Origin of the sequence: Rhodococcus sp. OK302, from assembly GCF_002245895.1 — a bacterium.
In the GTDB taxonomy this organism is placed as follows: domain Bacteria; phylum Actinomycetota; class Actinomycetes; order Mycobacteriales; family Mycobacteriaceae; genus Rhodococcus_F.
Genome location: NZ_NPJZ01000001.1, coordinates 1,963,874 through 1,989,639, shown reverse-complemented (window position 1 = coordinate 1,989,639; position 25,766 = coordinate 1,963,874). Strand labels below are relative to the sequence as shown.

The following is a 25,766-nucleotide window of genomic DNA, read 5'->3' as shown; positions in this document are numbered from 1 at the left end:
GGTATCCCGCCGACTCGCGATTACCCGGCTAGACGGCCGCCATCCAGAACGATGGTCTGCCCGGTCATGTACGCAGAGTCCTCGCTCGCGACAAATAGCACGGCGTCGGCGATCTCCCCCGGTTGACCGTGGCGTCCCAGGAGTTGATGCGCCCGGATGGGTCCGACCCGAGCGGGGTCGTTGAAGACATCCACGGTGGCCGGTGTCTCGATCAGCCCCGGAGCCACACCGTTGCATCGAATGCCCTGCTTGCCGAAGTCATACGCGACCGACCGAGTCAGGGCTACCACTCCGCCCTTCGCCGCAATGTAAGCGGCAAACGAAGGGCCTGCAATAAATGCCGCGGTGGAGGCGGTGTTCACGATGGCACCGCCGCCGTCCTTCACCATGTGCGGGATCGCATACTTGCAACCCAACCACACGCTCTTGAGCGTGACTGCCAGAGCCTGGTCCCACTCTTCCTCGGTGGTGTCGACGGCGCTGCGGTTCAGCGGAGCCCAGTAGGCGTTGTTGTGGAGAACATCGATGCGGCCGTACGCGTCGACTGCCCCCTCGACCATCAACTCGACCGACGCGGCGTTGGCAACGTCGACCACCGACACTCGCGCGGCGCCACCCTCAGCCTCGATTGCCGACACCGTCTCTTGTGCAGCCGTCTGGTTGATGTCGGCTACCGTCACCTGCGCGCCCTCTCTGGAGAAGGCCAGTGCAGTCTCGCGGCCGATGCCGGAGCCGGCACCCGTGACGATTACAGATTTACTCTCAAAGCGGTTGCGGCTAGTCATTCCGACGCTCTCTCCTGCACACTAATTCTGCCAAGCAGAAGTGATTTCTGACACAAGTAGAGTTGCACGTCCGACGGGCTTCCGTCAATAGCACGTTCCCCAATTGTTCGAAACTTAGCGATCGATAGTCCTTGACGAACCAAACAGGTGGCAATACGGTCATCATGAGATGTTCGAGCGATGCGGATCACACCATGAGGCGAATACTGGCCCACTGGCCCGGACCCGCCAACGATGCAACGCAGACGTCTCCCATCCCCGGCAAATACGTTCGGCGTCGTCCGTGACGCCCAGTCAGGAGCATTCCCATGAGCGACATCCTCGAGTTCGCCGACCAGTTCTTCAACGCCGTTGCGAGCGGTGACATCGACGCGGTGGCCAGCTTCTATCGCGACGACGTCACCGTCTGGCATAACTTCGACAACATCGACCAGTCCCGTGCGGACAACCTCGCAACCCTCGCTGGAATCTCCGGCCGCTACGACGCTTTCGGGTACGAGGATGTCCGCCACACCGCAGTCGAGGACGGCTTCCTCCGCCAGCACGTCATCAAGGCCACGATCGGAGAAAAGACCGTCAACGTCCCTGCAGTCCTGCGCGTGTACGTCGAGAGCGGAAAAATCCACCGCATCGAAGAGTACTTCGATCGCGGCCAGCTCAACGTCGTCTTCAGCTGATCCGACCCACACCGACGCCCCCCAAAAACGGAACAGGACGCAGGGCCCGATCGATACCACGATCATCATGACGTTCGAAACTTAGCGATCGTTAAATCTTGACGAACCGAACACCCGGTAATACCCTCGAACCGAGGTAGCGGCGCGACAGGCGTCACAAAGCAAGGAGAGTGTGAGATGACAAATACGGAATTCGAACTCGGTGGCGTGTGCCACCTGGCCCTGGTCTGCAAGGACATGGAACGCACTGTCGACTTTTACACCAACGTCCTGGGCATGAAGCTGTCCATGACACTCTCCATCCCCAACGGCGGCCAGCACTTCTTCTTCGACATGGGTGGCGGACAGTTCATCGCGTTCTTCTGGTTCGCCGACGCAGCCCCGTACGCTCCCGGCATCGCGTCACCGGCGGCAATCCCCGGCATCGGCAAGGAAATCGCGTCGGCGCACGGCTCCATGAACCACGTCTCGTTCAAGATCCCACTCGACAAGTTCGACGAGTACAAGGCCAAGCTCGAGGCCAAGGGCGTACAGACCGGGCCGATGCTCAACCACGACATGTCCGAGCGTGGAATCAGCTTCGGAGACAGTGACACCACCTATGTGAAGTCGATCTACTTCTTCGACCCCGACGGCATCCTGCTCGAGTTCGCAGCCTGGACGCGCGAACTGCGCGAAGACGACGTCAAGTACGCGCCTCGGACCGCAGACGGCGGCCTTGGCACCTCGGTCGGGGCTGCTGCCAAGTGAGCGAGATGCTCGCGCTCGCCGACAAGATGTTCGGAGCACTTGTGCTCGGTAATGTCGCCGTACTCGACGAGATCTATCACGACGACGTGAAGATCTGGCACAACTGGGACAACGCCGAGCAGTCCCGTGAGGACAACCTTCGCATCCTCTCGGGCATCCCTACCCGCTACGACGACTTCGGCTACGACGAGCCGCGCTGCGTCGCCCTCGAAGATGGCTTTATGCGCCAGCATGTCATCCGGGCGACCATCGGAGACAAGACTGTCAATGTGCCCACGATCTTTCGGGTATTCGTCGACGGTGGCAAGGTCCGCCGCATCGAGGAATACCTCGACTCAGGCCAACTCCGCAAGGTCTTCGCCTGAGTAGAACTCAGTCAATAGAAAAGCCCTGCCGATCAAACCGATCGGCAGGGCTTTTCGTTGTACCAGATTGCCGCACAAGAAGATTCACCCCGTCTAGAGATCGCAGAAAAGATGCAGCGGCGTAATCGACCTCACGACCGCGTGCGCACCCTCGTGGTTTCCTCTTCCAGGAAGAACTTACTTCTGCTAACGTGTTACATGTGATGTGAGTCTCGCTTGGTGGTCGGCGAGCCAACAGCATCCAATTCCCAGTCTCAGTGTGAACGCGCGCCTGGTCTATTGACACACCCTCTGAAGGATGGCAATGAAGCGAATAATTCAAAGGCGGGCGCTTTCCGCCTTCGTCCTCATATCGACTTGTGGGCTCATAGCCTCCGGATGCGCTTCCTCCGCCGGCTCATCTGACAGCAGCAACGCACCGAAACTCGTTAGGGCTGAGGTGATTGGCGAGCAGTCACCCGAGGGAACCGCCTTGGAAAATGCGACTCTGACGTATGCATCTCATGCGCTGACCAATACGCTCGACCCGATCAAGGGCAGAACCTCCGCCTGGCTCGGCGGCACCGAAATGGCCACAATTTACGACGTCCTGGTGCGGTGGGACCCAGAATCCGCAGGCATTGTCCCTCAGATGGCCGAGTCGATCACCGAGGCTCCCGACAGACTCTCGTGGACCGTCACACTTCGTGACGGGGTTAAGTTCAGCAATGGCGACACCCTGGACGCGGCGGCCGTTGTTGCCAGCACCAATCGCATGACCGAGGGCAATGCAACAAACACCGACCAGTTCCGGGCGAATGTACGGTCCATGGAGACGCCCGATCCGCGTACCGTGACCTACTACCTGAACAATCCGTGGAACGACTTTCCCACGCTCCTGACCTCCGGGTTCGGCATGATTACTCATCCGGACTCGTTCAAGGACGGGAAATTTGTCGAGCCGATCGGCGCTGGCCCGTTCACCGTCAAATCTGTCAATCCCGGAGTCGAACTCGTTCTTGCGCCACGCGAGGACTATTGGGGCGGGAAGCCGAGAATTGGCGGACTCAAGTTCGTAGACCTTCACGGTGAACAGCCAATGGTCGACGCACTCAAGACGGGCGAGGTGCAGATGGCGTACCTCAGAGGGGGTGAGGCCATCGAGACGATGCGGGCCGAGTTCCCCGGTTACTACGAGCCGGTAAGCATGGTCGACAACGGCATGATCAATATCAGGGAAGGCCGTGCCGCCCACGATATCCGGGTCCGGCAGGCAATTGCGAAGGCGATCGACCCTGCCGTGATCAATCAACGCGCCCGAAAAGGGCTGAACTCTCCGGGGCTCGAACTGTTCCAAGAGTGGTCCGCCATGCACGGGTCGATCCCCGGTCCCACTCAAGACGTCGAGGCCGCCCGCAAGCTCGTCAATGAGGCCAAAGCAGATGGCTACAACGGAAAATTGACGTTCGCCTCTCTGACAGATCCGGCGTCGATCGATCTGGCGCTGGCAATGCAGTCGCTGCTCCAAAATGTCGGCTTCGAGGTTGAAATCCAGCCCAATGCAACGAAAAACGATATTGCCAAGGTTTTTTATGTCACTCATGACTTCGATGTCAGCGTTGCCGGCACAGCGGTTCCCGACTCCGCCCCGCTCCTGCGGCTTCAAGGCCTGCTCACGACTGGATCCAGCCAAAATGTAAGTGGCTACGGCAATCCCAAGATGGATGACGTGATTTTTCGGATTCAGACTGCCGCCACTGTAGAGGCGCGCAGGGCTGGATTCGAGGAGATGCAAACGATCCTCAACGAGGATGTACCGATCGTGCCTTTGGGTTCGGGCGCAAACTTCATCACCTGGGCACCGAACGTCCATGACGCGAAGCCTGGCATGGACGGACTGACGCTCTTCGACAAGATCTGGATCTCAGACTAGGTAGCACCCGCCTCGACTTGTCGTGGACATTCGAGCAAACGAAGCAGCCCCGCCGATGAATTCGATCGGCGGGGCTGCTTCGTTGTATTACCCTGTTACACAATAATATTCATACCATCTCCAGATCACAGGAAGAACGCTGCGACCTCGTCTACCGCCTGGGCCAGGGCGTCCGCAATCTCCTCACGGGTCACCTCGGACATCCGACTCTTGGGCGTGGACACATTCAACGTGTAGCGCGCCCCGCCGTACTCGCCAAGCGAGACCGACACCGACGCAACTTCATCCTCGGACTCTTCGTCGCTGGTAGCGAAGCCAACTTTGCGAATCTCCGCGAGTTGGCGCAGCAGCGCCGAACGCTTGGTGATCGAGTGCGAGGTCAGGCCCGTCAGCTTCTCCTCGGGATACAACTCGCGCACCGCTCGGTCATCCAGCGCAGCGAGCAACGCCTTGCCGGAGGATGTGCAATGCGCCGGCATCGTCATCCCCATGCGGGACCCGACACGCACCGCCCTCGCGCTCTCGACCGAGTCCACGAAGGTCACCGTGTTCCCGTCAAGCCGGGCCAGATGGACCGTCTCACCCAGACTGGTCGAGAGACGCTCGAGCACCGGATGTACCCGTGCCCGTACGTCCGTCTGACGCAGGACCGCGAACGCTATCGTCGTCAAGGCGGGGCCCGGCTCGTAAGCCCGGGAGCCCTCGACCTGGCGGACGAAACCGCGGTACTGCAACATCGCCAGCAACCGGTGCGCGGTCGACGAGGCCACCGAGAGGTACTCACTCACATCGGTCAGCCGGATGCTGCGGCGTTCGCCCAGCAACAGCAGGATCCGAAGTGCGTTATCGACCGACTCGATCGGATACTGCGGACGGTTCGGAGATGAATCTTCCTTTACGGTCACGCAGGTAGCGTAACGGCAGAAGTGCGCAGAGCATTCTTTGTGACCTTGCCCGACGCGTTTCGTGGCAACATATCGACCACAACGAGGTCGGTCGGCAGCTTGTAGCGGGCCAACCTCTCCCCTGCCCAGACGCGCAATGCCTCGAGAGTCAACTCCACCGCGCCCGGCTTCAACGAGACCACCGCAACCGGAGTCTCACCCCACCGCTCGTGGGTCCGGCCGATCACGGCAACCTCGGCGATATCGGGGTGGCCTGCCAGCGCATTCTCGACCTCGGCGCAATAAATGTTCTCGCCGCCGGAGATGATCATGTCCTTCGCGCGGTCCACGACATAGATGAAGCCCTCTTCGTCCATCCGCACCAGGTCACCGGAGTGAAACCAGCCGCCGGCGAAAGCCTGTGCCGTCGCTTCCGGGTTGTTCCAGTACCCGGTCATGAGTCCCGTTCCGCGATAGACGATCTCGCCGACCTCTCCGGGCTTCACATCCGCCATGTCAGGGTCGACGATGCGAGCCCAGACCCCAGGCGCCGGGCGGCCGACGGAGCCCAGCTTGCGACGCGAGTCCTTGGCCTCGAGCACACACGTAACCGGGGACATCTCGGTCTGCCCGAAAAGCGCGAGGCTCGACGCGCCCGGCAGCACCTCGCCCATCTTGCGGAGCAAGGTGTCGCTGGCCGGCGCCGCGCCCCAGGAACTGACACGGAGCCGGGACAGATCACGCGGCGCCCGCTCCTGCTCGTCGCAGACCGCCTGCCATTGGGTGGGCACGAGGAACGTCGAGGTGACCCGCTCACGTTCCGCAACGTCGAGCAGGCCGCCCGCGTCGAAGGAGACGCTCGGCAGGATGACCATCGTCGCGCCCACCAGGATCGACGGGGCCACCAGGCCGATGGTTCCGATGTGGAACAGCGGCGCGGCGCAGAGACTGACCTCGTCGTGCATCTCGAAGCGGAACGCCATGAGGTTTGTGGTCGACTGCGCTGACAGGTTTCGGTGAGTGAGCACGGCGCCCTTGGGGCGTCCGGTGGTGCCCGAGGTGTACATCAGCAGCGCTGACTGTGCCTCTTCCACCTCCTCGACTGGTTCACTCGAACCGGAGTGAGAGAGAAGAACGTCGTATGACGTTGCACCATCAGTGCTCTCGCTACCGAGCTGGAACACCTGCACCGGACCCGAGGCCTCTGCAACTGCCGCAATTCCGGTGGCGCTTGCCTGTTCGTCCACGAAGAGGACGACAGACCCGCTGTTGTCGAGTGTGAACGCCACCTCACCGACGCTCAGCCGGAAGTTGATCGGCACCGCGATAGCACCGATTCTGTTGACGGCGATCATGATCTCGATGTATTCGGCCTGATTGCCCATCAGCAGTGCAACGCGGTCGCCCGGGCCCACGCCTCGCTCGGCGAGTGCGGAAGAGACGGCGACCACTCGCTCCTGAAGCTGCGCCCAGGTTATCCGGCGGTCGCCGAAGACGATGGCCGTCAAGTCGCCGCGTTCAAACGCATGCCGCGCAACCTGATTGACCCAATGCTGCTTTCGCGCAAGTGCCAGGTCGTCCATCTCGATGCTCGTAATCACCACTGCGCCTTAGGGAAACGGTCCGCGATCCAATCGCACATCACGTCGGCGACCGCTTCGCGGGTACCGGGCTCCTGGAAGTAGTGATCTCCGGGCAGGTCCTTACGCGACTTGTCTTCGCTCGCAATGGCACTGAACAGCGTGTCCGCGTCACTCGGGAACACACCGGAATCGCCATCCGGGTTGATGACCAACGCCGGCACCGTGATCTTCTCCATGTGCATTTCCGCGCGGCACTGGGATTCTTCGAGGCTCCACATGTGCAGCCAGCTCCGCAGTGTGGTCCCGGCGCTGAGCCCGCGGTCGCCGCGGTTAGCCGCAGGAGTCGCCCCGCGGTAGCACTGACCTTCCGGTCGACTGCTCGGCTCGAGCGTCGCATCCATCATTCGGGGATCCGCCCATGTACGCGGGACACCGAAATGACGGTCGTAGTAGCCCGCGGCGGTAACTCGGGCTAGCTCTTCCTGGGCCCAGGCGGTGATCCGGTGGTTGCGGGCAACCTGCGCGGCACGGTACTTCTCGATGAACTCCTCGGAGTACGGCGGACCGTTCTCGGGGTTGAACAGGTCAAGTTCGGGGTCCGTCAGCGTCGGGTCGTTCTCGTCGACGACGGCGGCGTCCAGCCAGTCGGTCAGCACATCGGGCCGACCGCCGTGCGCAGCGAGGGAAATGTAGGCATCGCCGGCAATGAGGTCGTTGATACCCACTGCGGGTTCCATATCGCGGGCAGGACGGATGCACGGCGAAGTGGCTTGCGCCTGGTAGGCCGCCATCAGTGAGCCGCCGCCGGAATTGCCAAGCAGGATAACCTGATCCACCCCTGCATGCTCCTTGAGCCAGCGCACACCCACGCCGATGTCGACCAGGGCTTGGTCGAGGTTGAAGAGCTCCTCGTAACCGCGGTAGCGGGTGTTCCAGCCCAGGAATCCAATGCCTCGCGCAGCCATGAACTCGGCGATGTAGTGCTCCGAGAAATCAATTTGGTAGTGCGTAGCGATCATCGCGATGCGCGGCTTCTTGCCGGCCGGCGTGTAGTACAGGCCCTGGCACGGGTAGCCGCCGGCCCCCGCGCGCTTCGCGCCGGGGGACTCGGTGCTGACAAATTCCTTGTGGATGGTCGGGCTGGTGGTAGCGCCGGTCATGGTTAGACAACCTCGTATTCGTTGAGACTTGCGTACTTCTTCAAATGCGTAAACATCAAATCGACCCGTTCGAGGACGATGGGATCCGTCAGCCGGCCTTGTTCGTCAAAGTGATTGGGCGCAAAGCTGAGGAGAATCTCGGGCCCCGGCAACACCGGTGACCGCGAGAAGACAAAGGTGTGACGCAGTTCGAACTGGCTGCGTGCTGTGCCGAGGCGGCCGGGCGTCGCGCCCATGATCGCCACCGGCTTGCGCTCGAGTACCGAGCGTCCGAGAGGAAGCGAGAGCCAGTCGAGTGCGTTCTTCAGAACACCGGGGACGCCACCGTTGTATTCCGGCGTGGCGATCACAAGAGCATCAGCGGCCTCGACCTCGGCGCGCAGTGCGTGGACGCTCTCGGCCTCGTTGCCGAAATCGTCTTCATTGAGCATCGGGATCTCGCCCAGCAGCTTCGTGATCCGCACGTCGACGTCGTCCGGCGCCATTGCCGCGGTCGCTTCGAGGAGCTTGCGGTTCCACGATTCTGCGCGGAGGCTGCCCGCAATCGCGCAGATTACAAATTTTCCGTCTTTCATCATGCAGCTCCCAGATAGGCCGCGACGACAGCTTCGTCGCGGATAACCTCAGCGGGCTTGCCGAGGGCAATTCGTTGACCAAAGTTGAGGACACAGACGCGATTCGAGATACCCATGACCATCTTCATGTCGTGCTCGACGAGCAGGATGGCCACGCCGAGATCCCGGTTCACCTGCACGATAGTCTCCGTCATCTCGGCGGTCTCGTCGTGGTTCATGCCCGCGACGGGCTCGTCGAGCATGATCAGCCGAGGTTCCATCGCCAGCGCCCGCGCCAACTCGATTCGCTTCTGTGTGCCGTGCGGCAGCGATCCGACCGGGGTGTCGGCCAGATGCTCGATCTGCATCAGCGCCGCAACCTCGCGAACCTTCGCCACCGCTGCCTTCTCCTCGCGCGCCGAGCGGCCCAGCCACAGCATGTTCTCGAGGGCCCCCGCGCGCATCGCGTTGTGCCGCGAGAGCAACAGGTTGTCCAGCACCGTCATGGCCGGGAAGACCTCCACGTTCTGGAAGGTCCGGGCGATGCCCTTCTTCGCGATCTTGTGAGCCGGTAATCCGAGGATTTCCGCGCCCGCGAAGCGCACCGAACCGGATTGCGGTGCGTACACGCCGGAGATGCAGTTGAACAACGAGGACTTACCGGCACCGTTCGGACCGATAACGGAAAACAACTCACCCTCGACGATTGAGAAGCTCACGCCGTCAATAGCTTTCACCCCAGCGAAGCTCAGAGAAAGATCCTCGATCTCCAACAGGTTTGCACGCGTCTCAGACATGCTGGATCGCTCCTTCGGTATCGATTCCCTTGTCCCGCACAGGCTCTGATGCTCCTACTGCCGATGCCCCCAGGTAGAGTTCGGCGATTTCCGCATCGCCACGCAGGTCCTCCGACTTGCCCTCCTTGACCACGCGGCCACCTTCGAGGACGTAGGCATACTGGGCAATTGCCATTGCCATCGCCGCGTTCTGCTCAACGAGCAGAATGGAGGTGCCCTCTTTGTTGATGGCAACGATCACGTCCCGGACATCAGCGACGATTTTCGGCGCCAAGCCGAGGCTTGGCTCGTCGAGCAGAAGTACCTTCGGCGCGGACATCATCGCCCGCCCGATCGCGAGCATCTGCTGCTCGCCGCCCGAGAGGTAACCGGCTTTGCGCTCCATCAGGTCGCCCAGCCGCGGGAAGTGGTGCAGCACCCTCTCGCGCGCCTCGAGCTCCTGGGCCTTGCGATAGCGCCGGACATAGGCGCCGCTCGCGAGGTTCTCGGCCACGGTCAGTCCGGGGAACACCTGTCGACCCTCGAGCGCCTGCGCGAGCCCGGCCTTGACACGCTTCGAGGAGCGCTCATTGGTGACGTCCTTGCCCAGCAGCTCGACCTTGCCCGAGGCGACGGCGCCGCCGTGCACGCCGAGCAAACCCGAGACGGCACGCATCAGCGTTGACTTGCCCGCGCCGTTGGGCCCGAGAAGGCTGACGATCTGACCTTCGGGAACCGTGAGGCTCACGTCTTCGAGCGCCAGCGACGCTGCGCCGTAGCGAACACTGAGCCTGTCGATAACCAGCGAGTTCATTTGCTACCTCCGGAAATTCGGGCTCGGATCCAGTCAATAGGTCGCTTGAAGAGTGCGACCAAACCCTTGGGCTCGAAGATAAGAACCAGCACGATCACGAAGCCGTACAGGAACTGCGAAAGCAGAGGCGCGGTAACGCCGCCGTCGGCGCTCGCGTCCTTCGAGACAAACGGGAGGTACGGCGAGAGAACGTTGACCATCTCCGGCATCGCCTTGATGAAAAACGCGCCGAGAATAGCGCCCGCGATCGTGCCCATACCACCGATGACAACCATGGCGATGAAGTCGACGGAAACCATCATCGTCCACTGACTCGGCGTGAAGTAACCCATGTAGGACACGAGTAGAGCGCCGGAAACACCGGCAAGAGCCGAGGAAATAACGAAGGCGACGACCTTGGTCCTGGTCACCGGTATACCGGCGACGCCGGCAGCGATGTCCCGGTCACGGACCGCCATAAAAGCGCGACCGAGGCGCGAGCGCTTGAGGTTCCAGGTCAGCACGGTGACGACGAGCAGCACTGCGAGCGCGAAGTACCACCATGCCTGGAACGACGTCAGGATTTCCTCGCCATCCGCCGACCAGTAGCCGTCCAACAGATCCTGACCGTTGATCTCAACCGCAGCGGCAGTTCGACCATTGACGCCACCGCTCATACTGGTCCAGGTCTCCCAGACGTACGTCCCGATGAAAATCAGGGCCAACGTCGCAACCGCCAGGTAAAGCCCGCGGATGCGCACTGCCGCCGGAGCGACCACTCCACCGGCAAGTCCGGCAACCACAGCGGCGGCGGGCAACCACACCCAGACCGGGAGTCCCTCATCGACTCCCAGCCAGGCTGAGGTGTACGCACCGATCGCCATGAATACCGCGTGGCCCATTGAGATCTGACCGGCAAATCCAGTGATGACCTGCATACCGAGCGCGCCGACTGCAGCGATCAGCGCGAAGATTCCCACGCCCATCCAGAGATCGGACTGCACCACCCACGGAACAACGAGCATCGCCGCGACCCACACTGCAACCCAGACGCGCGTGCTTCGCTTCTTCGTCCGCACGACCGGGGCGGGAGCACCTGCGGTGTCATCGTCGATGGGTGCGGGGGGTTCGAGAGTTGTTGTCATCGGTCAGACCCTTTCAATGCTTTTACTGCCGAAGAGTCCGTAGGGCCGGACCACCAGCACGGCAAACATGACGATGTAGGGCAGGACCTCGTGCAGTCGGCCGCCACCGATATCCGACAGGTAGTAAGACCCCATCACCTGGATCAGGCCGACGATCAGGCCGCCGACGATCGCACCGACCAACGAGTCCATGCCACCGATCACAATCGCGGGAATAGCAAGCAGCGCAACGACGCCCAAGGACGGAGAGACAACCCGAGGGAAGGACGCAAGGAAGACGCCGGCCACCACGGCAAGGAACGCCGCGAGACCCCACGAGAGTGCGAACATCCGCCGCACATCGATTCCCTGGGCTAGCGCCGCTTCCTGGTGACTGGCAGTCGCGCGGAGCGCCAGGCCGTACGGAGTCTTCTGGAAGAAGTAGGCCAGCCCGGCGAGGACCACCACGGAGGTGCCGATCGTCGCAATGCCACTCCACGGCAGAACCACTGAGCCGACATTCACGGTGCCGGAACCGACGGGGCCGGCCGAACCATGAGTGCCGACGCCCCAGATCATCAAGATCGCCTGGTGAAGCATGATCGAGATGCCCAGTGTCGCAAGTACAACGGTGGTAACGGATTTCCCGACCATGCGGCGCAAGAAGACCGCCTCGATCAGGACCGCAAGGACCACCGTGGTAATGACTGCGATGACGAACGCCAGCCCCCAAGGCATGACGGCCATCAAGGCCAGCACGGAGTAGGCACCAATCGCCACGATCTCTCCGTGGGCAAAGTTGAAAGTATGTGAGCCTTTGAACATGATCACGAACCCGAGGCCGATCAGTCCGTAGACCATTCCCAGGGCGATGCCCTGGAAGCCGAGCTGTAAGAAGAGCGACATTTCCCCTTCTACTCCTTTAGTCGAACAACATGTGGCACTTGTGGCTTCAGTCGAACAATGAGTAATACCTAGACAGCTAGAAGCCGTTTGCCTCGCCCCAGGCCTTCGCCTCGTCGGTGGCCTTGAAGTCTGCAACCGGGATCATCATCCCGTTGGCATCCACGCGGTTCACCCGCGTCTCGTAGCTGACGATCGAGTCGCCATCCTTGAGGTTGACGGCGGGCAGAATGCCACCGAAATCGACGTCGAGGTTTTCCATCGCCGCCAGCACGCCATCACGGGTGAGATCCTTGTTCTCACAAGCCTTTTCAAGCACCGCCTGAGTTGCCACGCCGCTGAGCCAACCGACTACCTGAAAGTTGCTCGGCTCCTCGTTCGGCGCGTACTTCGCCAAGGCCGCCTTCATGTCTGCGATGCCCTGAACATCGTCGGCGAGCACGCCGTAGCTGGCGGACACGTAAATGTTGTCCATCAGGCCAGCGAGCGGCTTGGCGAGCGCCGCGTTCCAGGCCGCCGAGTAGCCAACCCACTTGGGCTTGAAATCAAGCTGCGCCGACTGACCGACGATGCCGGCGGTCTGAGCCATCGTATTGCCGAGGATCACGACCTGAGCGCCGGACTGCTTCAGGTCGGCAACCTGAGCGGTGAAGTCGTTATCAGTGGGGGTGTAGGTCGCGCTAGCGACCACCTCCACTCCGTCGATCTTGTCCGCGGCGAACTTGACTGCGCCGGCGTAGATCTCGCCGTACTGATCCGCGGGGGTGATCACAGCGACCTTGAGCGGATTGGCGGCGCTGGCGCCGGCCTCCTGAGCAGCCCAGACGAGACCGTTGATCAGCTCCACTTCGAAGGGCGGGGTGTAGATGGAGACCTTGTCGAGCTTGATCGCAGAAGTGTTGAGAGAGGACGCGAAGGTAGGCATGTTGTCCTTCGCGATGTTGTCCTTGATGGCCATCATCGCCGGCGTGCCAACCAACTGCGGCATCATCAGCACCTTGTTGTTGATGGCACGGTACTGCTGCGTGGCGACCTGCGGGTCGTACTTGGTGTCCATCTTGTGCAGGACGAGTTGGCGTCCGCAAATTCCGCCCGCGGCATTGACTGCGTCGACCTGAACCTGCATGCCTAGCGTGCCCGAGGTCGCCGCCTGGGCAAGCGGACCGGAGTAGTCGGACAGCAGTCCCAGGTTGATTTCGGTGTCGGTCACACCAATACCCGTCTTGACGCCGCCGGCACTTGTGGAGGTGCCACTGTCCGACCCACCGCAAGCGGTGAGCGTGAGCATCGCAGCGACCGCGACAGCCGGAACCGTCTTCCTCAACATCATCAAAATGCCCCTTTTGCAATCTGTGACCTGACCCACATCGAATCAGTGCTCCTGTGCATTGAACAGCTCCACAGCCCTCTAGTCAAGGCCTGTCTAGCGATCGCTAAGTGCCAAACGTCAGTCTCGCTAGCTGCAGGTACTTGCAAATATTTCTCTGTGCAGAGAAGATTTCTGCCAAACGTGCAGGTCGTCGAGGCTCGGGCAGAGTTCCAGAAGTCGAGCTGTCCGGTCGTCCAAGCCACTCCCTGCATCCGGGATTCTCTGAGAGAAAATTCCGGTTGGGTCGGGTATGGCAAACACCTCCGGGGGTTCACGAAGACCGGAGCGTCAACGTCCTGGTCCTCGACGAACGGGAGCCTTTGGCCGCCCCCGCCGTGCACCTCCGGAGGTGTTTGCGAAGCACTAACTCAACTCAGATCGGTCGAACAGCGTCCGGTCCCCGACTGTCAGAAACCGTTTTCCGTGCCCCAAGCGCGAGCCTGATCGGTCTCGGACCAGTCAGTGATCGGGATCAGCAGGCCGTCTGCATTGATGCTGTTCATCCGACTCTTGTAGCTGACAATCGAGTCGCCGGTGCCGAGGTTGACAGCCGGCAGGATGCCACCGAAATCGATATCGAGGTCCTGCACCGCCGCCAGAACACCCTCACGGGTGAGATCCTTGTTCTCGCATGCCTTTTCCAACACTGCCACGGTGGCCACACCGCTCAGCCAGCCTGCGACCTGGAAGTTGCTCGGCTTCTCGTCCGGCGCGTACTGAGCCAGAGCTGCGTTCATATCCTTGATGCCCTGGACGTCATCGTTGAGAGCCCCATAGCTGGAGGAGATGAAGTAGTTGTCGATCAGGCCAGCGAGCGGCTTTGCCAGCGCTGCATTCCAAGAGCCCGAGTAACCGACCCACATCGGCTTGAAGCCGAGCTGGGCGGACTGACCGATCAAACCGGGCGTCTGAGCCATGGTGTTGGACAGCATTACGACCTGCGCACCGGAATTCTTGAGCTCCGTGGCCTGAGCGGTGAAGTCATTGTCCGTGGGGCTGTACGTCGGGCTGGAGACAACCTCGACGCCGGGGATCTGCTTCGCTGCAAACTTGACCGCACCCGCGTAGGTCGTGCCGTATTCGTCCGCCGCCGCGACGACGCCGACCTTGAGCGGATTGGCTGCGCTGGCGCCGACCTTCTGAGCGGCCCAAACAAGGCCGTTGATCAGCTCTACCTCGAAAGGCGGGGTGTAGATGGAAACATCCTCGAGCTTGAGCGACGACGAGTTGAGCGATGCCGAGAAGGTCAGGATGTCGTCCTTCGCAATGCTGTCCTTGATGGCCATCAGCGGCGCAGTACCCATCACCTGCGGGATCATCACGACCTTGTTCGCAATGGCGCGGTACTGCTGCGTGGTGACCTGGGGGTCGAACTTGGTGTCCATCTTGTGCAGAACGATCTGACGCCCGCAGATCCCTCCGGCAGCGTTGACCTGGTCCAGCTTGATCTCCAGGCCGATCGAGCCGGACGTAGCCGCTTGCGCGATCGGACCGGAGTAGTCGGTGAGGATCGCAAGGTTGATCTCGCTGTCGCTGACACCCTTCCCGGTCTTGACCCCATCCGAACTTGCGGAGTCTCCACCGGCCGACCCGCCACAAGCAGTCAACGTGAGCATCGTGGCGATTGCGAGGGCTGGAGCAGCTTTCCTCAACATCTTCAGTACGTCCCTTCGGGTTGTGACCTGACCCACATCGAAACTGTGGTCCTGAGCATTGAACAGGCATGAAGGCCGACAAGTCAAGACCAACTTATCGATCGCTAATCTCATTTCAACAATCACTTAACCTGGACTAATGTGAACAAATTTCTCTGTGCAGAGTAAGACTCTGCCGAACACCGAACCATTGGGCGCACAACCCACAGGGCCGAGCCAGCAGCGATGCCTAGCCGACTTCAGCGATGTCGACTGGAAATATTCGCCGACATGACGTAAAGCGAATCGGACCACACAACCCGAGCCGCATTCCACCGTCAATCCAAAACCAGAACCACTGTGAGCCAAGTCCCAGACAAAACAAGATTGTACACAATTTGCCAAATATTCCTATCAATGAGCATGAAACTTGCCATTTCTGCATACAAAGACCGTCACGGCCCTATGTGGACAGGAGCGGGACCGACACGTGCGACCGGTCAACCGACAAAGTCGAACTCGGCCCAGATTCGACAGCGGTAACCGTCGGACAAGAATCCGCTGCATCTCATCGAGTAGATAGACAACGTGCTACGAATCTTCTTGCTATACGCCAAGCTTCGTGACATCGGCCTGATCGAGCCAGTATGCGTCTCACGGTCACGTCTACAAGTGCTCTTCATGCGGCCGTATGTGGATTTCGCCAGGCGTTGGATCACGCCTTTGCGAAACAGACATGCCTGGCCGCTATCGCGTTCTCGGTTCTCCGACAAGCCGACGTGTGGGAACGACTGCGCCTAACAGAAGTTCGGACCGCCGAAACCAATTGCCATCGAACATATTCGATGATTTCCCACACCGTCGGCACCTAATCCGATTGTGAAGGATTTCGTTCGCTGAGCGAGCGAGATCCTTCACGATCAGCAGGGCACAACAGCTATTGACGTTCCACACAACACATGACTACTTTGATGTCGATGCGAAATATCTAATACTGCTACGCATTTCGATTCCCAGGTCCACAGCAAGCCCACAGAGGCGGCAGGCCCGTGGCGGCCGATGGACACACAAACCCAGACTTCGGGAGTTGTTGCATGAGTATCGATGTCGATAAACACATGATATCGGCGCGCACCGAGACGGAACCGGTGTTGCGCATGGAGGGGGTGTCGGTAGATTTCATCACCGACCATGGATGGACCCGCGTCGTCGACGGAATCGATCTGTCGATACCGGCGGGGTCGATTGTCGGTGTCGTCGGGGAATCCGGGTCCGGAAAAACGGTGACTTCGCTTGCAGCGATGGGCTTGTTGCCGGCCGCGACGTCGAAGGTAACGGGGTCGATCCGGGTGGCCGGACGGGAACTCGTCGGTCTGACGGATCGCGAATTGGCCGACGTCCGCGGTACGGAAATGTCGATGATCTTCCAGGAACCCCGGCGAAGCTTGGATCCCGCTTTCTCGGTCGGATCCCAGATCGCCGAGGTAGTGCGCCGGCACGACGGGGTAGGACGGAAAGCTGCGTGGGCGCGCGCGGTGGAGATGCTCGATGCGGTAGGAATCGACAACGCGGCGGTACGCGCCCGTGCCTACCCACACGAGTTCTCCGGCGGAATGTGCCAGCGTGTGATGCTGGCAATCGCCATGGTCTGCAAGCCTAAGCTGCTGATCGCCGACGAGCCGACCACCGCATTGGACGTTACGGTACAAGCGCAGATGCTCGAGTTGATGCGAGAAGTGCAGCAGCAGTTCGACGTTTCCATTTTGTTCATCACCCATGACCTCGGCGTCGTCGCGCAAATGTGTGACTCCGTCAACGTCATGTACGCAGGGCAGGTCATCGAGTCCGCGTCGGTCCGGGACCTCTTCCTGTCTCCGCAACATCCCTACACGCAGGGGTTGCTCGACGCGATTCCCGACCACCGCGACCGATCGGCCCCACTCAAGGCGATTCCCGGAGCAGTACCCGCACCCTGGGACTGGCCGCAGTCGTGCAGATTTGCGCCGAGATGCCCCCACTCCGGGACGGAATGCGAAGCCGGAACTATTCCGCTCGCCTCGAACACGTCGACAGAATCCGCGCGCGCAGTGCGGTGTGTGCGTGCGAATGATCTGGTGTTGGAAGGAATCACGGGATGAACCCACTACTCGAAGTATCAGATTTGGTGAAAACTTATCCGTCCAAGCGAGACCTGCTCGGACGCGTACGTGAACGCACCACAGTGACCGATCATGTCTCGTTCACCGTCGAGCGCGGCGAGACACTGGGGATCGTAGGCGAATCCGGCGCCGGCAAATCCACCGTCGGCCGACTTGCACTGCGATTGATCGAACCGGACTCAGGTTCCGTGAAATTCGACGGCCAGGACGTACTCGGAATGTCGAAGACGGAGCTGCGAACCTTCCGTCAACGGGCGCAGATGATCTTCCAGGATCCTTTCTCGTCCCTCGATCCGCACATGACAATCCGCGCCGCGGTGGGAGAACCCCTCACGATCCACCGTGGATTGAAGGGCGCGGACCGCGACGCCGCCGTTGTTGCGCTGTTGACGCGGGTCGGACTACGAGCCGATCAACTCGACAAGTATCCACGCGAGTTCTCCGGCGGACAGCTGCAACGCATCGCCATTGCACGTGCGCTCTCCACCGAGCCGGATTTCATCGTCTGCGACGAGCCGGTGGCCGCACTGGACGTGTCGATTCAGGCTCAGGTCCTCAACCTACTCATCGACCTGCAACGTGAGCGAGGATTGGCGTATGTGTTTGTCTCGCATGACCTGTCGCTGGTCAGATTCTTGGCACACCGAGTCGCGGTGATGCTCAAAGGCGTCATCGTCGAGACCGGCCCCACTGAGCAGGTCTTCACCGATCCTCAGCACCCGTATACCAAGACGTTGTTGCAGGCGATCCCAGATCCGCGGGCGCAGTTTCTCGATCTACGAACCGACGCCGTTGCAGGCCCAGCGATTTCCGGCACTGTGAAGGAGTTGTGATGCTCAACCTGATCGCCAAGCGAATCGCGTCGGCTGTCCCGATGTTGTTGCTCGTCAGCTTCTTCGTCTACGCACTGGTCGACCTCGTGCCGGGCGATGCAGCGGCCGTGCTGGCCGGTGACAATGCCACCCCCGAGCAGATCGAACAGACGCGGCAGGCACTCGGTCTGGATCAACCGTTGATCGTGCGGTATCTCGACTGGCTCGGTGGAGCGCTGACCGGAGATCTGGGAACCTCCCTGTACAGCTCTCAGAGTGTCGTACACATTCTCGGGGAACGGCTTCCGGTCACTCTCTCGTTGACACTCGTGACCATGCTCATCGTGATAGCCGTCGGACTGCCGGCGGGAATTTTTGCCGCCGTGCACCCGAACTCGTGGTTGGATCGGACTCTGACGGTGCTCTCGAGCGTGGCAATGGCAGTGCCGCCCTTCATCGTTGCGCTGGCGTTGGTGATCCCGCTGGCAATCCTCAGCCCGATCTTCCCGGCCACCGGATACGCGCCGTTGGCCGACGGAGCCGGTGTGTGGCTACAGCATCTGATCCTTCCGGCGATTGCGATTGCGGCTATCTCGGCCGCCGAACTCGCCCGGCAGACCCGCGCCTCACTCGTGGACGTACTGGGCAAGGACTACATCCGCACTACCCGCGCAAAAGGGTTGCTGCGGAGCACAATCATCGGCAAACACGGCCTCAAGAATGCCGGTGTACCGATTGTCACGGTGCTGGGACTGCAGGTCTCACGGGTACTCGCCGGAGCGGTGACCGTGGAGTTCGTCTTCGCCCTTCCCGGCCTGGGAACCCTCGCGGTAAGTTCCGTCTTCTCTCGCGATGTCCCGGTGATCCTCGGGATCGTCATGCTCTGCGCGGTGCTCATCGTGCTGATCAACGTGCTCGTCGATGCCACCTACGGCTACCTCAACCCCCGCGTCCGCGTCTGAAAGGCCGATCATCATGCACGACAAGACCGTTGCCGGTGTGACACGTCCACCGAATCCCTTTGTTCACTTCTGGACCACCAGCCGTCCGCTTCGATTGCTCCGAGGCAATCGACTCGCGATGGTCTCGTTGGGGTTCCTCGTCTTCGTCATCCTGCTGGCCGCCTTCGGTGGCCTGCTCGCACCGTACGATCCGAATGCGCAAGACCTGTCGAACAGCTTCGCCCCGGCGAGTGGATCCCACCTGCTCGGTACCGACATCTACGGCCGCGACATGCTCAGTCGACTCTTGGATGCGGCTTCGGTGACGCTGGCCGCGATCGTTCAAGCCGTCGGCGTCGCTGCAATATTGGGAATCCCGTTCGGATTGCTCGCCGGACTTGTCGGAGGCGCAGTCGGCACCGTGCTGTCTCGAATCTCCGACGCCTTGCAATCATTGCCGCCCCTGATCCTGGCCATCGCTATCGTCGGCATCCTGGGTCCTGGCCTGACAAACGCGATGCTCGCCATCGGTATCGTGTTGGCCCCCTCACTGTTCCGGCTCGCACGCGGCGCAGCCGAGTCTGTCGCTACCGAAACCTACATCGAGGCGTGCCGAGCACTGGGATGCTCCCAGTGGCGCCTACTGTGGCGACATGTCCTTCCCAACGCTGCATCGCCAATTCTGGTGCAGCTCACCTTCTCCGCCGGAGTTGCCATTGTCGCCGAGGCATCATTGAGCTTCCTCGGCCTCGGAGTTCAGTCGCCGCAGACATCTTGGGGCAGCATGCTTCGTGATGCGTTCGACAACGTCTACACCGCGCCAACCGCATTGATCGCTCCGGCGATCATGATCGTCGCGACCGTTCTCGCATTTTCGACGTTCGGCGACGGCCTTCGCGACGCCTTGGAAGGCACCGGCACCACTCGAAAGATCAGGCTGCTCAGCCGCAACAAGTAATATTCGGCGCCGCCATCTGCTGTTGCTGTGCGCCTTTATTAACCCTCCGCGGGTACCGGGGTCCGATCGACGACTAACTCACTTGTGAGCTGGTCCTCGATCGGACCCCACTCTTGTTCCCCGGGAAGTACATCACGCCATCACGGTTAGTGCAGCTACAACCAGTGGTACTCACTGTCCCCCACAATATTCCGCCACCGTCAGGACCAGCTGATGGATGGTTGTGATCCACCCAGAGAAATGCCACAGCGAACACGACTGTCAATCAGTCCTGTTCGCTGTGGCGAGTGAGCTGTATTCGGCTACCTAGCGGAGCGGTCTACTTCGCGATACCGACGTGGCGTAGATCGGGGACGCCCTGGATATGGGACATTGCCATATCGGTGGCTCCAATAACTTTGTCGGAGTATGCAAACTGAGTGGGTGTGGCGCAGATGAAGACGTTCATCGCCTGCTCGGTTGCGATCGAGGCTACGTCCTCGAGGGCTAGCGTCTGCTGATCCGCTGTGAGAGCCGGGTCGAAAGCACGGTCCAGAGTCTCGTCGAAACCGGCCGGACGGGGGCCCGGGAATAATGCCGGCGAACGGTACCAGTACTGGAACGACTGCAGCGAACTCGCCCGCGGCACGCGGCCGTTGAGTACCGCGTCGTAGGCGTCGCCTTGAGTGAATCGAGTGTTCATCTCTGCCTGATCGACCTCTTGATAGTTCACCTTGATCCCGACGTTCTCGAGCTGCGAGCGAACTGCAGTCGCGATTTCGACCACGGGTGAAACTCGCGCCGGAGACATCATGTCGATTTCGAGGTTGGTGACGCCTGCCGTTGCCAGGATCTGCCGGGCACGCTCGGGATCGAAGTCGTAGCGAATCGGTGGGTCCTCGAGGAATCCGACCTGTCCGGGCGTGGCGGCCTGCGGATTGGGCGTGCACTGACCGTGCAGGATCGACTTGTTGATCCCGTCCCGATCGATTGCGAAGTTCATCGCCTGGCGAATCTCCGGCCGAGCCATATCGGCGGAGTTGGTGTTCACATTGACGACGTAGGCCGTTGACGGCGGGTACGAGTAGAACCCGAATCCACGACCCAAATTCGATGCCTGAGTGTAGTCGCCGGGCATTGCGTACGCGAGGTCGATCTGGCCGGAGCGCAATGCGTTCATGCGTGCGTTGCCGTCAGCGAATCCTGTGATGGTGATCCGTTCCGGGAGTTGCGCTGACGGGTCCCAGTACCCGTCCCGACGCACATACGACACCGAGTCGCCGACGCGCAGAGTGTCGAGAACGTACGGGCCGGACCCGACGGGACGCACGTCAAGGTCGGGGTTGCCGACAGCCTTCGGGCTGATGAGCATTCCCTCGACGCCAGACAACACGTACGGAAGATCCGAAGCCGGACGATTCGTTCGTATCGTCACCGTCGACGCATCCGGAGTTTCGATGTCCGACACCATCGAGAAATAGCTGGCGACAGTCGATCCCGGCAAACTTCTCGCTCGTTCCAGGCAGGCCTTGACGGCCGCAGAATCGAGGACCGTGCCGTCGGAGAAGGTGACATCGTCGCGGAGCTTGAATGTCAGGGACCGCCCGTCCGGTCCGAATTCCCATCCGGTAGCAACCATGGGGGCGAGTTCGGACCCGTTCTCCCCGTTCACGATTTGGGTGAGACGATCGTAGAGCGGCGTCAGGTAAGGAAATGCCGCGACGGTCGAGGGGACCGTGTACGGATCCACCGGACGAGGCGGGAGGAAGTACCCCACTCGCAGATGACCCGACGGGTTCGCGGCCGAAGCATCGAGAGTCGCGAGTTCGCCATTGGACGCTGCACTTTGACCGCCACATCCGGTCACCGCCAATGCAAGTACCACTGCGGCACCGCATATCTTTACGCCTGGAAATCTCATAGATTGGTTCCTCTCACAGAAGTGATGTCGACGCCGGCACCCAGGGAACCGGGTACCGGTAGGGAATTGCTCTACAGATGCCCTACGAGCACTCAGGGCTAGCGCTGGAAGCGCTTTTCGATCCATTCGGCAATCACGTCAGCGACGTCCGAGCGGGTATCGGTGGGCTTGTCGAAATAGTGATCACCGGGCATCTCAACGGCAGACTTGTCCATCGACGCGAGGCCCTCGAAAAGTGCCGCTGCATCACTCGGGAACACACCGGTATCGGCTGCACCGTTGATGACGAAGCTAGGCACCGAGATGTTCGCCAAGTGCGGGCCGGCATTGCACTGCGAGGTTTCCTGACTCCACATCGAGAGCCACGTCCGCAGCGTGCACGAGGTCACCAAGCCCCACGTCGATCCGTTCGACTGCTTGGGCTCACCGTGGTAGCACCAGTCCGGCCTGCGATCATTGGCGTCGATGGTCGGATCGACAAACCGTGGATCCGCCCACGTCCTCGGAACCGTGAAAACGCGATCACGTTGGCCGGCTTCCGCCACGCGTCGCAGTTCTGCCTTGGCCCACGCTGTGATCCGCGCATTGCGGTCGCGCTGTGCCGCCCGGTAGCGGGTGAGGAATTCGGCAGTGAAGGGTCGCTCCAAGTCCGGATTCCACAGGTCCAGTTCAGGATCGATGAGCGTGGGGTCGTTCTCGTCGATAACTGAAGGGTCGAGCTGACTGGTCAACACGTCGGGGCGACCCTGGTGCGCCGCCAGCGCGATGAACGCGTCGCCGGCAATGAGCTCGTCGAGCCCCGGTGCGGGTCGCATCCCGGGCAGCGCAACAACATTCGGTGTAGTTGCATGGGACTGGTATGCCGCCATCAGTGAGCATCCCCCGGAGTTTCCCAGGATGATCACCGTCTCGACGCCCATTTCCTCACGGAGCCAACGCACTCCGACTCCGATATCGACGAGCGCCCGATCGAGAAGGAAGTGCAGCGGATCGTTGCGGAATCGGGTATTCCAACCCAAGAATCCGAATCCACGTGCCGCCAGATGCTCAGCGAGGTAGTGCTGGGAGAAGTCGACGTTGTAGTGGGTTGCAATCACGGCAACCTTCGGCCGCGTTCCCCGGGGCCGGTGGTAAACGCCCTGGCAGGGCCATCCACCTGCCCCGGCCCGGGACGCCCCGGGCGCCGCCAGACCGACGAACGTGGTCTCGATCTCGGATAGCTGCGTCACGAGTTTCTCATGCCTCCATCAGGAATGCGGCTCTGCCGAACTGGAGAGCCTGGTCAGGAATTGAACGAAAGTGCCTGGCGATTCGGCTGGGTGCACCCAGAGTTGCCGGCATGGCCCCCACGGAGACTGCGTCGGTGAATCAGTCGGCGGACCAAGAGTTTTAACCCCGGCAGTGGCGAACCGCTCTGCCAGCAGATCGACGTCGTCGACCTCGAATGTGGTCATGTAGTGGCCGGCCCGACCCGAATCGAGGGCACGTTGAAGCGCTGCCCCTTGAGGCTGCGTTGTATCGGTCGGGACGGTGATCTCGACGTTGGTGTCACCGGCCAGCTCGAACACCGTCGCCGAAAGGCCCCATTCCGGAACGTCGTACGACGGATTCGCGATCGCACCGAGCCCGGTCAGCGTCGCGAGCGCCGAGTCGACATCAGAAGCAACCAACACCTGAGTAAACGGTCTGGTACCGGGCGTCGTCTTCTCGAATTTCCTTGGTCCGTCATGAAGTTGGAGGAGTTGAGTGAACGCACCACCCATCGCCGCCGGTTTCAACCACAACATTTCGGCGCGCTCGCCCACCGATTCGGGGGCGAGCTGCGGCGGGCCCAGGACATCGATCCTGGCTTCTCGGACACGATCGTAAGCGGCTCCGATATCTGCCACGTCGTAGCACGACAAATATGTACGCGCACCGAAGCGCTCGACGAATGCAGCAATCGCGGCACCGTTGCGCTTGGTGGTGTCCACGCCACTGATCAGCTCGAGATAGCTCCCGTCGTCAAACCCGAATGTTGCTACCTTCGCACCCCATTCGGTGCGATACGCGAGGTCGGAGAGCACAAAACCCAGGCGCGAATACTGCTTCACCGCTGCGGTGAGGTCGGGAACGGCAATCGCCAGCCCGACATACCGACCAATGATCGAGGTGGGCGTCATGCCCTGGTCCGTGGCTGGTCTGCCGTGAGGCCGAGTATCTGCAGCGCACGCTGACGAACCTCGTTCTTGTGCACTTTGTTGGACATTCCGCGAGGGAGCGGATCATCCTGGAACAGAACGTATCTGGGCGCCTTGTATCGAGCTAATCGCTGACGGCAGTACTCGATCAGTTCGTCGGCCGTCGGGCCCCCTTCTGCGCGCCGTGCGATCAACGCCGGCACCTCTCCCCACTTCTCGTCGGGAGCCGCGATCACCACCAGTTCGAGGATTCCGGGATAGCCGGCAAGTACGCGTTCGATCTCGGCGGGGTAGATGTTGACGCCACCCGAGATCAGCATGTCCTTGGCGCGGTCGACCACGTAGTAGTACCCGTCCTCGTCCTGCCTCACGAGGTCGCCGGTGCGCAGCCAACCGTCGACAAACGCATCTTTCGTGGCCGCGGGATCGTCCCAGTACCGCTCCATGACCTGAGGCCCGCGCAGCAGCAGCTCGCCGACCTCACCGACGGCCACGTCCTCACCGAAACCGTCCACCACCCTCGTTGTCGTCTGCGGCGTCGGGATACCGGTGGAACCCAACTTCGCTTCCGCCATCGCACCAGGCAGAGCCAGACTCAATCCTCCGCATTCGGTCAGACCGTAGCCCTGGCACACGTGGAGACCTCGACGCCCGAATGCCTGCAGCATCGCAACCGAGATTGCCTGGCCACCGGTACCGAGGGTTCGCAGGCTCGACAAATCAGCCGTCTCGAAAGTTGTTGACTGCGTGATTGATTCCAGTATCGATCCGACTGCAATGAACGTGGTGATACTCCGCTCCGCGAAGACCTCGAGTGTCCGGGCCGGATCGAACTCGGCGTCGAGCACCGTCTGGCCGCCCACCGAGTACAGAGGCATCCACATCCCGATCAATCCACCGGTGAACGCGAGCGCGTAGGGGAAGTACGTGCTGTCCGTCCAATTCCAGGCATCGATCGCGATCCTCTCGGAGCACGCCGCGAGAACATTACGGTGGCTGAGCACCGCGCCCTTAGGTGCTCCGGTCGTTCCCGACGTGTAGCAGATGAATGCGGGGTGCTCGCCCGCAAAGTGCGCCTGTGGATCCTCCGGCACCGATTCCGTGACAAGTTCCTCGAACAAGATTTCGTCGGCTCGCGCCGACGTTGTCACGACCCGTCGAAGCCGATCGACGGATTCTTCGTCGCACCCGAGGAGTGCGTCGAGCATCGCGCGGTCTGCAACGATCACCGTCGTACCGCTACGTTCGATGATTTCGGCCAGCTCCGCGGGAGCCAGTCGGTAGTTCAGTGGCACAAACGTCGCGCCAATCTTGAAGCAGGCCAATACCGTTTCGCAGAACTCGATGCAGTTGGGTACCAGCGTCGCCACTCGATCGCCGAGCCCCACCCCGAGGCCGCGCAGTCCTTGCGCGAGCCTCGAGGTGCGATCGTCCAGTTCTGCCCACGTGAGTTCGCGATCGCCCAATGCAATCGCCATCCGATCCGGGTCTCGTTGCGCCCAGTATCGCAGTGGTCCAGCCAGATTCATGTGTTCTCCTGAAGAAAT

General features: G+C 61.2%; 23 protein-coding genes. 8 read left to right on the top strand and 15 right to left on the bottom strand.

Going from position 1 to position 25,766, the window contains the following annotated elements; translation table 11 throughout:
- Window positions 1-20: 20 nt before the first annotated feature.
- A complete protein-coding gene (locus tag BDB13_RS09220) occupies window positions 21-785 on the bottom strand; it encodes an SDR family NAD(P)-dependent oxidoreductase (protein WP_094271371.1) in 765 nt (254 codons plus the stop codon).
- A 308-nt stretch (window positions 786-1,093) separates the two neighbouring features.
- Between BDB13_RS09220 and BDB13_RS09215 the strand changes: the two genes are divergently transcribed.
- The 4 genes from BDB13_RS09215 to BDB13_RS09200 all read left to right on the top strand — a co-directional run bounded on the left by BDB13_RS09215 (window position 1,094) and on the right by BDB13_RS09200 (window position 4,489).
- Window positions 1,094-1,462 (top strand): nuclear transport factor 2 family protein, encoded by a 369-nt coding sequence (locus BDB13_RS09215; protein WP_094271370.1) that lies wholly within the window; start codon window positions 1,094-1,096, stop codon window positions 1,460-1,462.
- 177 nt (window positions 1,463-1,639) lie between these two features.
- On the top strand, window positions 1,640-2,212 hold the full coding sequence (locus BDB13_RS09210) for a VOC family protein (RefSeq protein ID WP_094271369.1): 573 nt from the start codon (window positions 1,640-1,642) through the stop codon (window positions 2,210-2,212).
- Window positions 2,209-2,577: a nuclear transport factor 2 family protein gene (locus BDB13_RS09205; protein WP_094271368.1), complete on the top strand. Its 369-nt coding sequence runs from the start codon at window positions 2,209-2,211 to the stop codon at window positions 2,575-2,577. Before BDB13_RS09210 ends, BDB13_RS09205 begins: the two co-directional genes overlap by 4 nt.
- 472 nt (window positions 2,578-3,049) lie before the next feature.
- Window positions 3,050-4,489 carry an ABC transporter substrate-binding protein gene (locus BDB13_RS09200; RefSeq protein ID WP_176459552.1) on the top strand — a complete coding sequence of 480 codons (1,440 nt, stop codon included), beginning with the start codon at window positions 3,050-3,052 and terminating at the stop codon, window positions 4,487-4,489.
- A gap of 125 nt (window positions 4,490-4,614) precedes the next feature.
- Here BDB13_RS09200 and BDB13_RS09195 read toward each other — a convergent pair whose 3' ends face one another.
- The 10 genes from BDB13_RS09195 to BDB13_RS09145 form a co-directional block, all read right to left on the bottom strand.
- Entirely contained in the window at window positions 4,615-5,394 is a 780-nt protein-coding gene (locus tag BDB13_RS09195; RefSeq protein ID WP_094271366.1) for an IclR family transcriptional regulator, read from the bottom strand.
- Window positions 5,391-6,956 carry a long-chain-fatty-acid--CoA ligase gene (locus BDB13_RS09190; protein WP_094274793.1) on the bottom strand — a complete coding sequence of 522 codons (1,566 nt, stop codon included), beginning with the start codon at window positions 6,954-6,956 and terminating at the stop codon, window positions 5,391-5,393. Before BDB13_RS09190 ends, BDB13_RS09195 begins: the two co-directional genes overlap by 4 nt.
- Window positions 6,957-6,970: 14 nt before the next feature.
- Window positions 6,971-8,116, bottom strand: a complete 1,146-nt coding sequence (locus BDB13_RS09185) for an alpha/beta hydrolase (RefSeq protein WP_094271365.1) — start codon at window positions 8,114-8,116, stop codon at window positions 6,971-6,973.
- Window positions 8,117-8,118: 2 nt separating this feature from the next.
- Window positions 8,119-8,694 (bottom strand): NADPH-dependent FMN reductase, encoded by a 576-nt coding sequence (locus BDB13_RS09180; protein ID WP_094271364.1) that lies wholly within the window; start codon window positions 8,692-8,694, stop codon window positions 8,119-8,121.
- Entirely contained in the window at window positions 8,691-9,467 is a 777-nt protein-coding gene (locus tag BDB13_RS09175; RefSeq protein ID WP_094271363.1) for an ABC transporter ATP-binding protein, read from the bottom strand. The genes BDB13_RS09180 and BDB13_RS09175 overlap by 4 nt, the downstream gene beginning before the upstream one ends.
- Window positions 9,460-10,260: an ABC transporter ATP-binding protein gene (locus tag BDB13_RS09170; RefSeq protein WP_094271362.1), complete on the bottom strand. Its 801-nt coding sequence runs from the start codon at window positions 10,258-10,260 to the stop codon at window positions 9,460-9,462. Before BDB13_RS09170 ends, BDB13_RS09175 begins: the two co-directional genes overlap by 8 nt.
- On the bottom strand, window positions 10,257-11,384 hold the full coding sequence (locus BDB13_RS09165; RefSeq protein ID WP_094271361.1) for a branched-chain amino acid ABC transporter permease: 1,128 nt from the start codon (window positions 11,382-11,384) through the stop codon (window positions 10,257-10,259). Before BDB13_RS09165 ends, BDB13_RS09170 begins: the two co-directional genes overlap by 4 nt.
- Before the next feature lie 3 nt (window positions 11,385-11,387).
- Entirely contained in the window at window positions 11,388-12,269 is an 882-nt protein-coding gene (locus tag BDB13_RS09160; RefSeq protein WP_094271360.1) for a branched-chain amino acid ABC transporter permease, read from the bottom strand.
- Window positions 12,270-12,345: 76 nt separating this feature from the next.
- Complete coding sequence (locus BDB13_RS09155) at window positions 12,346-13,632, bottom strand: ABC transporter substrate-binding protein (protein WP_141210626.1); 1,287 nt, start codon at window positions 13,630-13,632, stop codon at window positions 12,346-12,348.
- A 410-nt stretch (window positions 13,633-14,042) separates the two neighbouring features.
- Entirely contained in the window at window positions 14,043-15,326 is a 1,284-nt protein-coding gene (locus tag BDB13_RS09145) for an ABC transporter substrate-binding protein (RefSeq protein WP_176459551.1), read from the bottom strand.
- Between the two features lie 1,037 nt (window positions 15,327-16,363).
- Between BDB13_RS09145 and BDB13_RS09140 the strand changes: the two genes are divergently transcribed.
- Genes BDB13_RS09140 through BDB13_RS09125 form a run of 4 tightly spaced genes read left to right on the top strand, consistent with a single transcriptional unit; the run spans window position 16,364 to window position 20,139 of the window.
- Entirely contained in the window at window positions 16,364-17,407 is a 1,044-nt protein-coding gene (locus BDB13_RS09140) for an ABC transporter ATP-binding protein (RefSeq protein ID WP_254922767.1), read from the top strand.
- Complete coding sequence (locus tag BDB13_RS09135; RefSeq protein ID WP_094271356.1) at window positions 17,404-18,261, top strand: ABC transporter ATP-binding protein; 858 nt, start codon at window positions 17,404-17,406, stop codon at window positions 18,259-18,261. Before BDB13_RS09140 ends, BDB13_RS09135 begins: the two co-directional genes overlap by 4 nt.
- The gene (locus BDB13_RS09130; RefSeq protein WP_094271355.1) at window positions 18,261-19,202 is read left to right on the top strand and encodes an ABC transporter permease; all 942 of its coding nucleotides are present in this window, start codon (window positions 18,261-18,263) and stop codon (window positions 19,200-19,202) included. Before BDB13_RS09135 ends, BDB13_RS09130 begins: the two co-directional genes overlap by 1 nt.
- A 13-nt stretch (window positions 19,203-19,215) precedes the next feature.
- Complete coding sequence (locus tag BDB13_RS09125) at window positions 19,216-20,139, top strand: ABC transporter permease (RefSeq protein WP_094271354.1); 924 nt, start codon at window positions 19,216-19,218, stop codon at window positions 20,137-20,139.
- 319 nt (window positions 20,140-20,458) lie between these two features.
- Here BDB13_RS09125 and BDB13_RS09120 read toward each other — a convergent pair whose 3' ends face one another.
- The 4 genes from BDB13_RS09120 to BDB13_RS09105 all read right to left on the bottom strand — a co-directional run bounded on the left by BDB13_RS09120 (window position 20,459) and on the right by BDB13_RS09105 (window position 25,748).
- Window positions 20,459-22,039, bottom strand: coding sequence for an ABC transporter substrate-binding protein (locus BDB13_RS09120; RefSeq protein WP_176459550.1), 1,581 nt, complete (start codon window positions 22,037-22,039; stop codon window positions 20,459-20,461).
- Window positions 22,040-22,137: 98 nt separating this feature from the next.
- Window positions 22,138-23,268, bottom strand: a complete 1,131-nt coding sequence (locus BDB13_RS09115) for an alpha/beta hydrolase family protein (protein WP_254922766.1) — start codon at window positions 23,266-23,268, stop codon at window positions 22,138-22,140.
- A gap of 18 nt (window positions 23,269-23,286) precedes the next feature.
- The gene (locus BDB13_RS09110; RefSeq protein WP_094271352.1) at window positions 23,287-24,201 is read right to left on the bottom strand and encodes a VOC family protein; all 915 of its coding nucleotides are present in this window, start codon (window positions 24,199-24,201) and stop codon (window positions 23,287-23,289) included.
- On the bottom strand, window positions 24,198-25,748 hold the full coding sequence (locus BDB13_RS09105) for a class I adenylate-forming enzyme family protein (protein WP_094271351.1): 1,551 nt from the start codon (window positions 25,746-25,748) through the stop codon (window positions 24,198-24,200). Before BDB13_RS09105 ends, BDB13_RS09110 begins: the two co-directional genes overlap by 4 nt.
- Window positions 25,749-25,766: the final 18 nt, after the last annotated feature.

What these genes read in the sequence shown, in the direction of transcription:
- BDB13_RS09175 (WP_094271363.1), bottom strand. Translation starts at nt 9,467, where the DNA reads ATGTCTGAGACGCGTGCAAACCTGTTGGAGATCGAGGATCTTTCTCTG.
- BDB13_RS09170 (WP_094271362.1), bottom strand. Translation starts at nt 10,260, where the DNA reads ATGAACTCGCTGGTTATCGACAGGCTCAGTGTTCGCTACGGCGCAGCG.
- BDB13_RS09135 (WP_094271356.1), top strand. Translation starts at nt 17,404, where the DNA reads ATGAACCCACTACTCGAAGTATCAGATTTGGTGAAAACTTATCCGTCC.
- BDB13_RS09220 (WP_094271371.1), bottom strand. Translation starts at nt 785, where the DNA reads ATGACTAGCCGCAACCGCTTTGAGAGTAAATCTGTAATCGTCACGGGT.
- BDB13_RS09110 (WP_094271352.1), bottom strand. Translation starts at nt 24,201, where the DNA reads ATGACGCCCACCTCGATCATTGGTCGGTATGTCGGGCTGGCGATTGCC.
- BDB13_RS09190 (WP_094274793.1), bottom strand. Translation starts at nt 6,956, where the DNA reads ATGGACGACCTGGCACTTGCGCGAAAGCAGCATTGGGTCAATCAGGTT.
- BDB13_RS09180 (WP_094271364.1), bottom strand. Translation starts at nt 8,694, where the DNA reads ATGATGAAAGACGGAAAATTTGTAATCTGCGCGATTGCGGGCAGCCTC.
- BDB13_RS09185 (WP_094271365.1), bottom strand. Translation starts at nt 8,116, where the DNA reads ATGACCGGCGCTACCACCAGCCCGACCATCCACAAGGAATTTGTCAGC.
- BDB13_RS09160 (WP_094271360.1), bottom strand. Translation starts at nt 12,269, where the DNA reads ATGTCGCTCTTCTTACAGCTCGGCTTCCAGGGCATCGCCCTGGGAATG.
- BDB13_RS09125 (WP_094271354.1), top strand. Translation starts at nt 19,216, where the DNA reads ATGCACGACAAGACCGTTGCCGGTGTGACACGTCCACCGAATCCCTTT.
- BDB13_RS09140 (WP_254922767.1), top strand. Translation starts at nt 16,364, where the DNA reads ATGAGTATCGATGTCGATAAACACATGATATCGGCGCGCACCGAGACG.
- BDB13_RS09120 (WP_176459550.1), bottom strand. Translation starts at nt 22,039, where the DNA reads ATGAGATTTCCAGGCGTAAAGATATGCGGTGCCGCAGTGGTACTTGCA.
- BDB13_RS09130 (WP_094271355.1), top strand. Translation starts at nt 18,261, where the DNA reads ATGCTCAACCTGATCGCCAAGCGAATCGCGTCGGCTGTCCCGATGTTG.
- BDB13_RS09215 (WP_094271370.1), top strand. Translation starts at nt 1,094, where the DNA reads ATGAGCGACATCCTCGAGTTCGCCGACCAGTTCTTCAACGCCGTTGCG.
- BDB13_RS09210 (WP_094271369.1), top strand. Translation starts at nt 1,640, where the DNA reads ATGACAAATACGGAATTCGAACTCGGTGGCGTGTGCCACCTGGCCCTG.
- BDB13_RS09105 (WP_094271351.1), bottom strand. Translation starts at nt 25,748, where the DNA reads ATGAATCTGGCTGGACCACTGCGATACTGGGCGCAACGAGACCCGGAT.
- BDB13_RS09165 (WP_094271361.1), bottom strand. Translation starts at nt 11,384, where the DNA reads ATGACAACAACTCTCGAACCCCCCGCACCCATCGACGATGACACCGCA.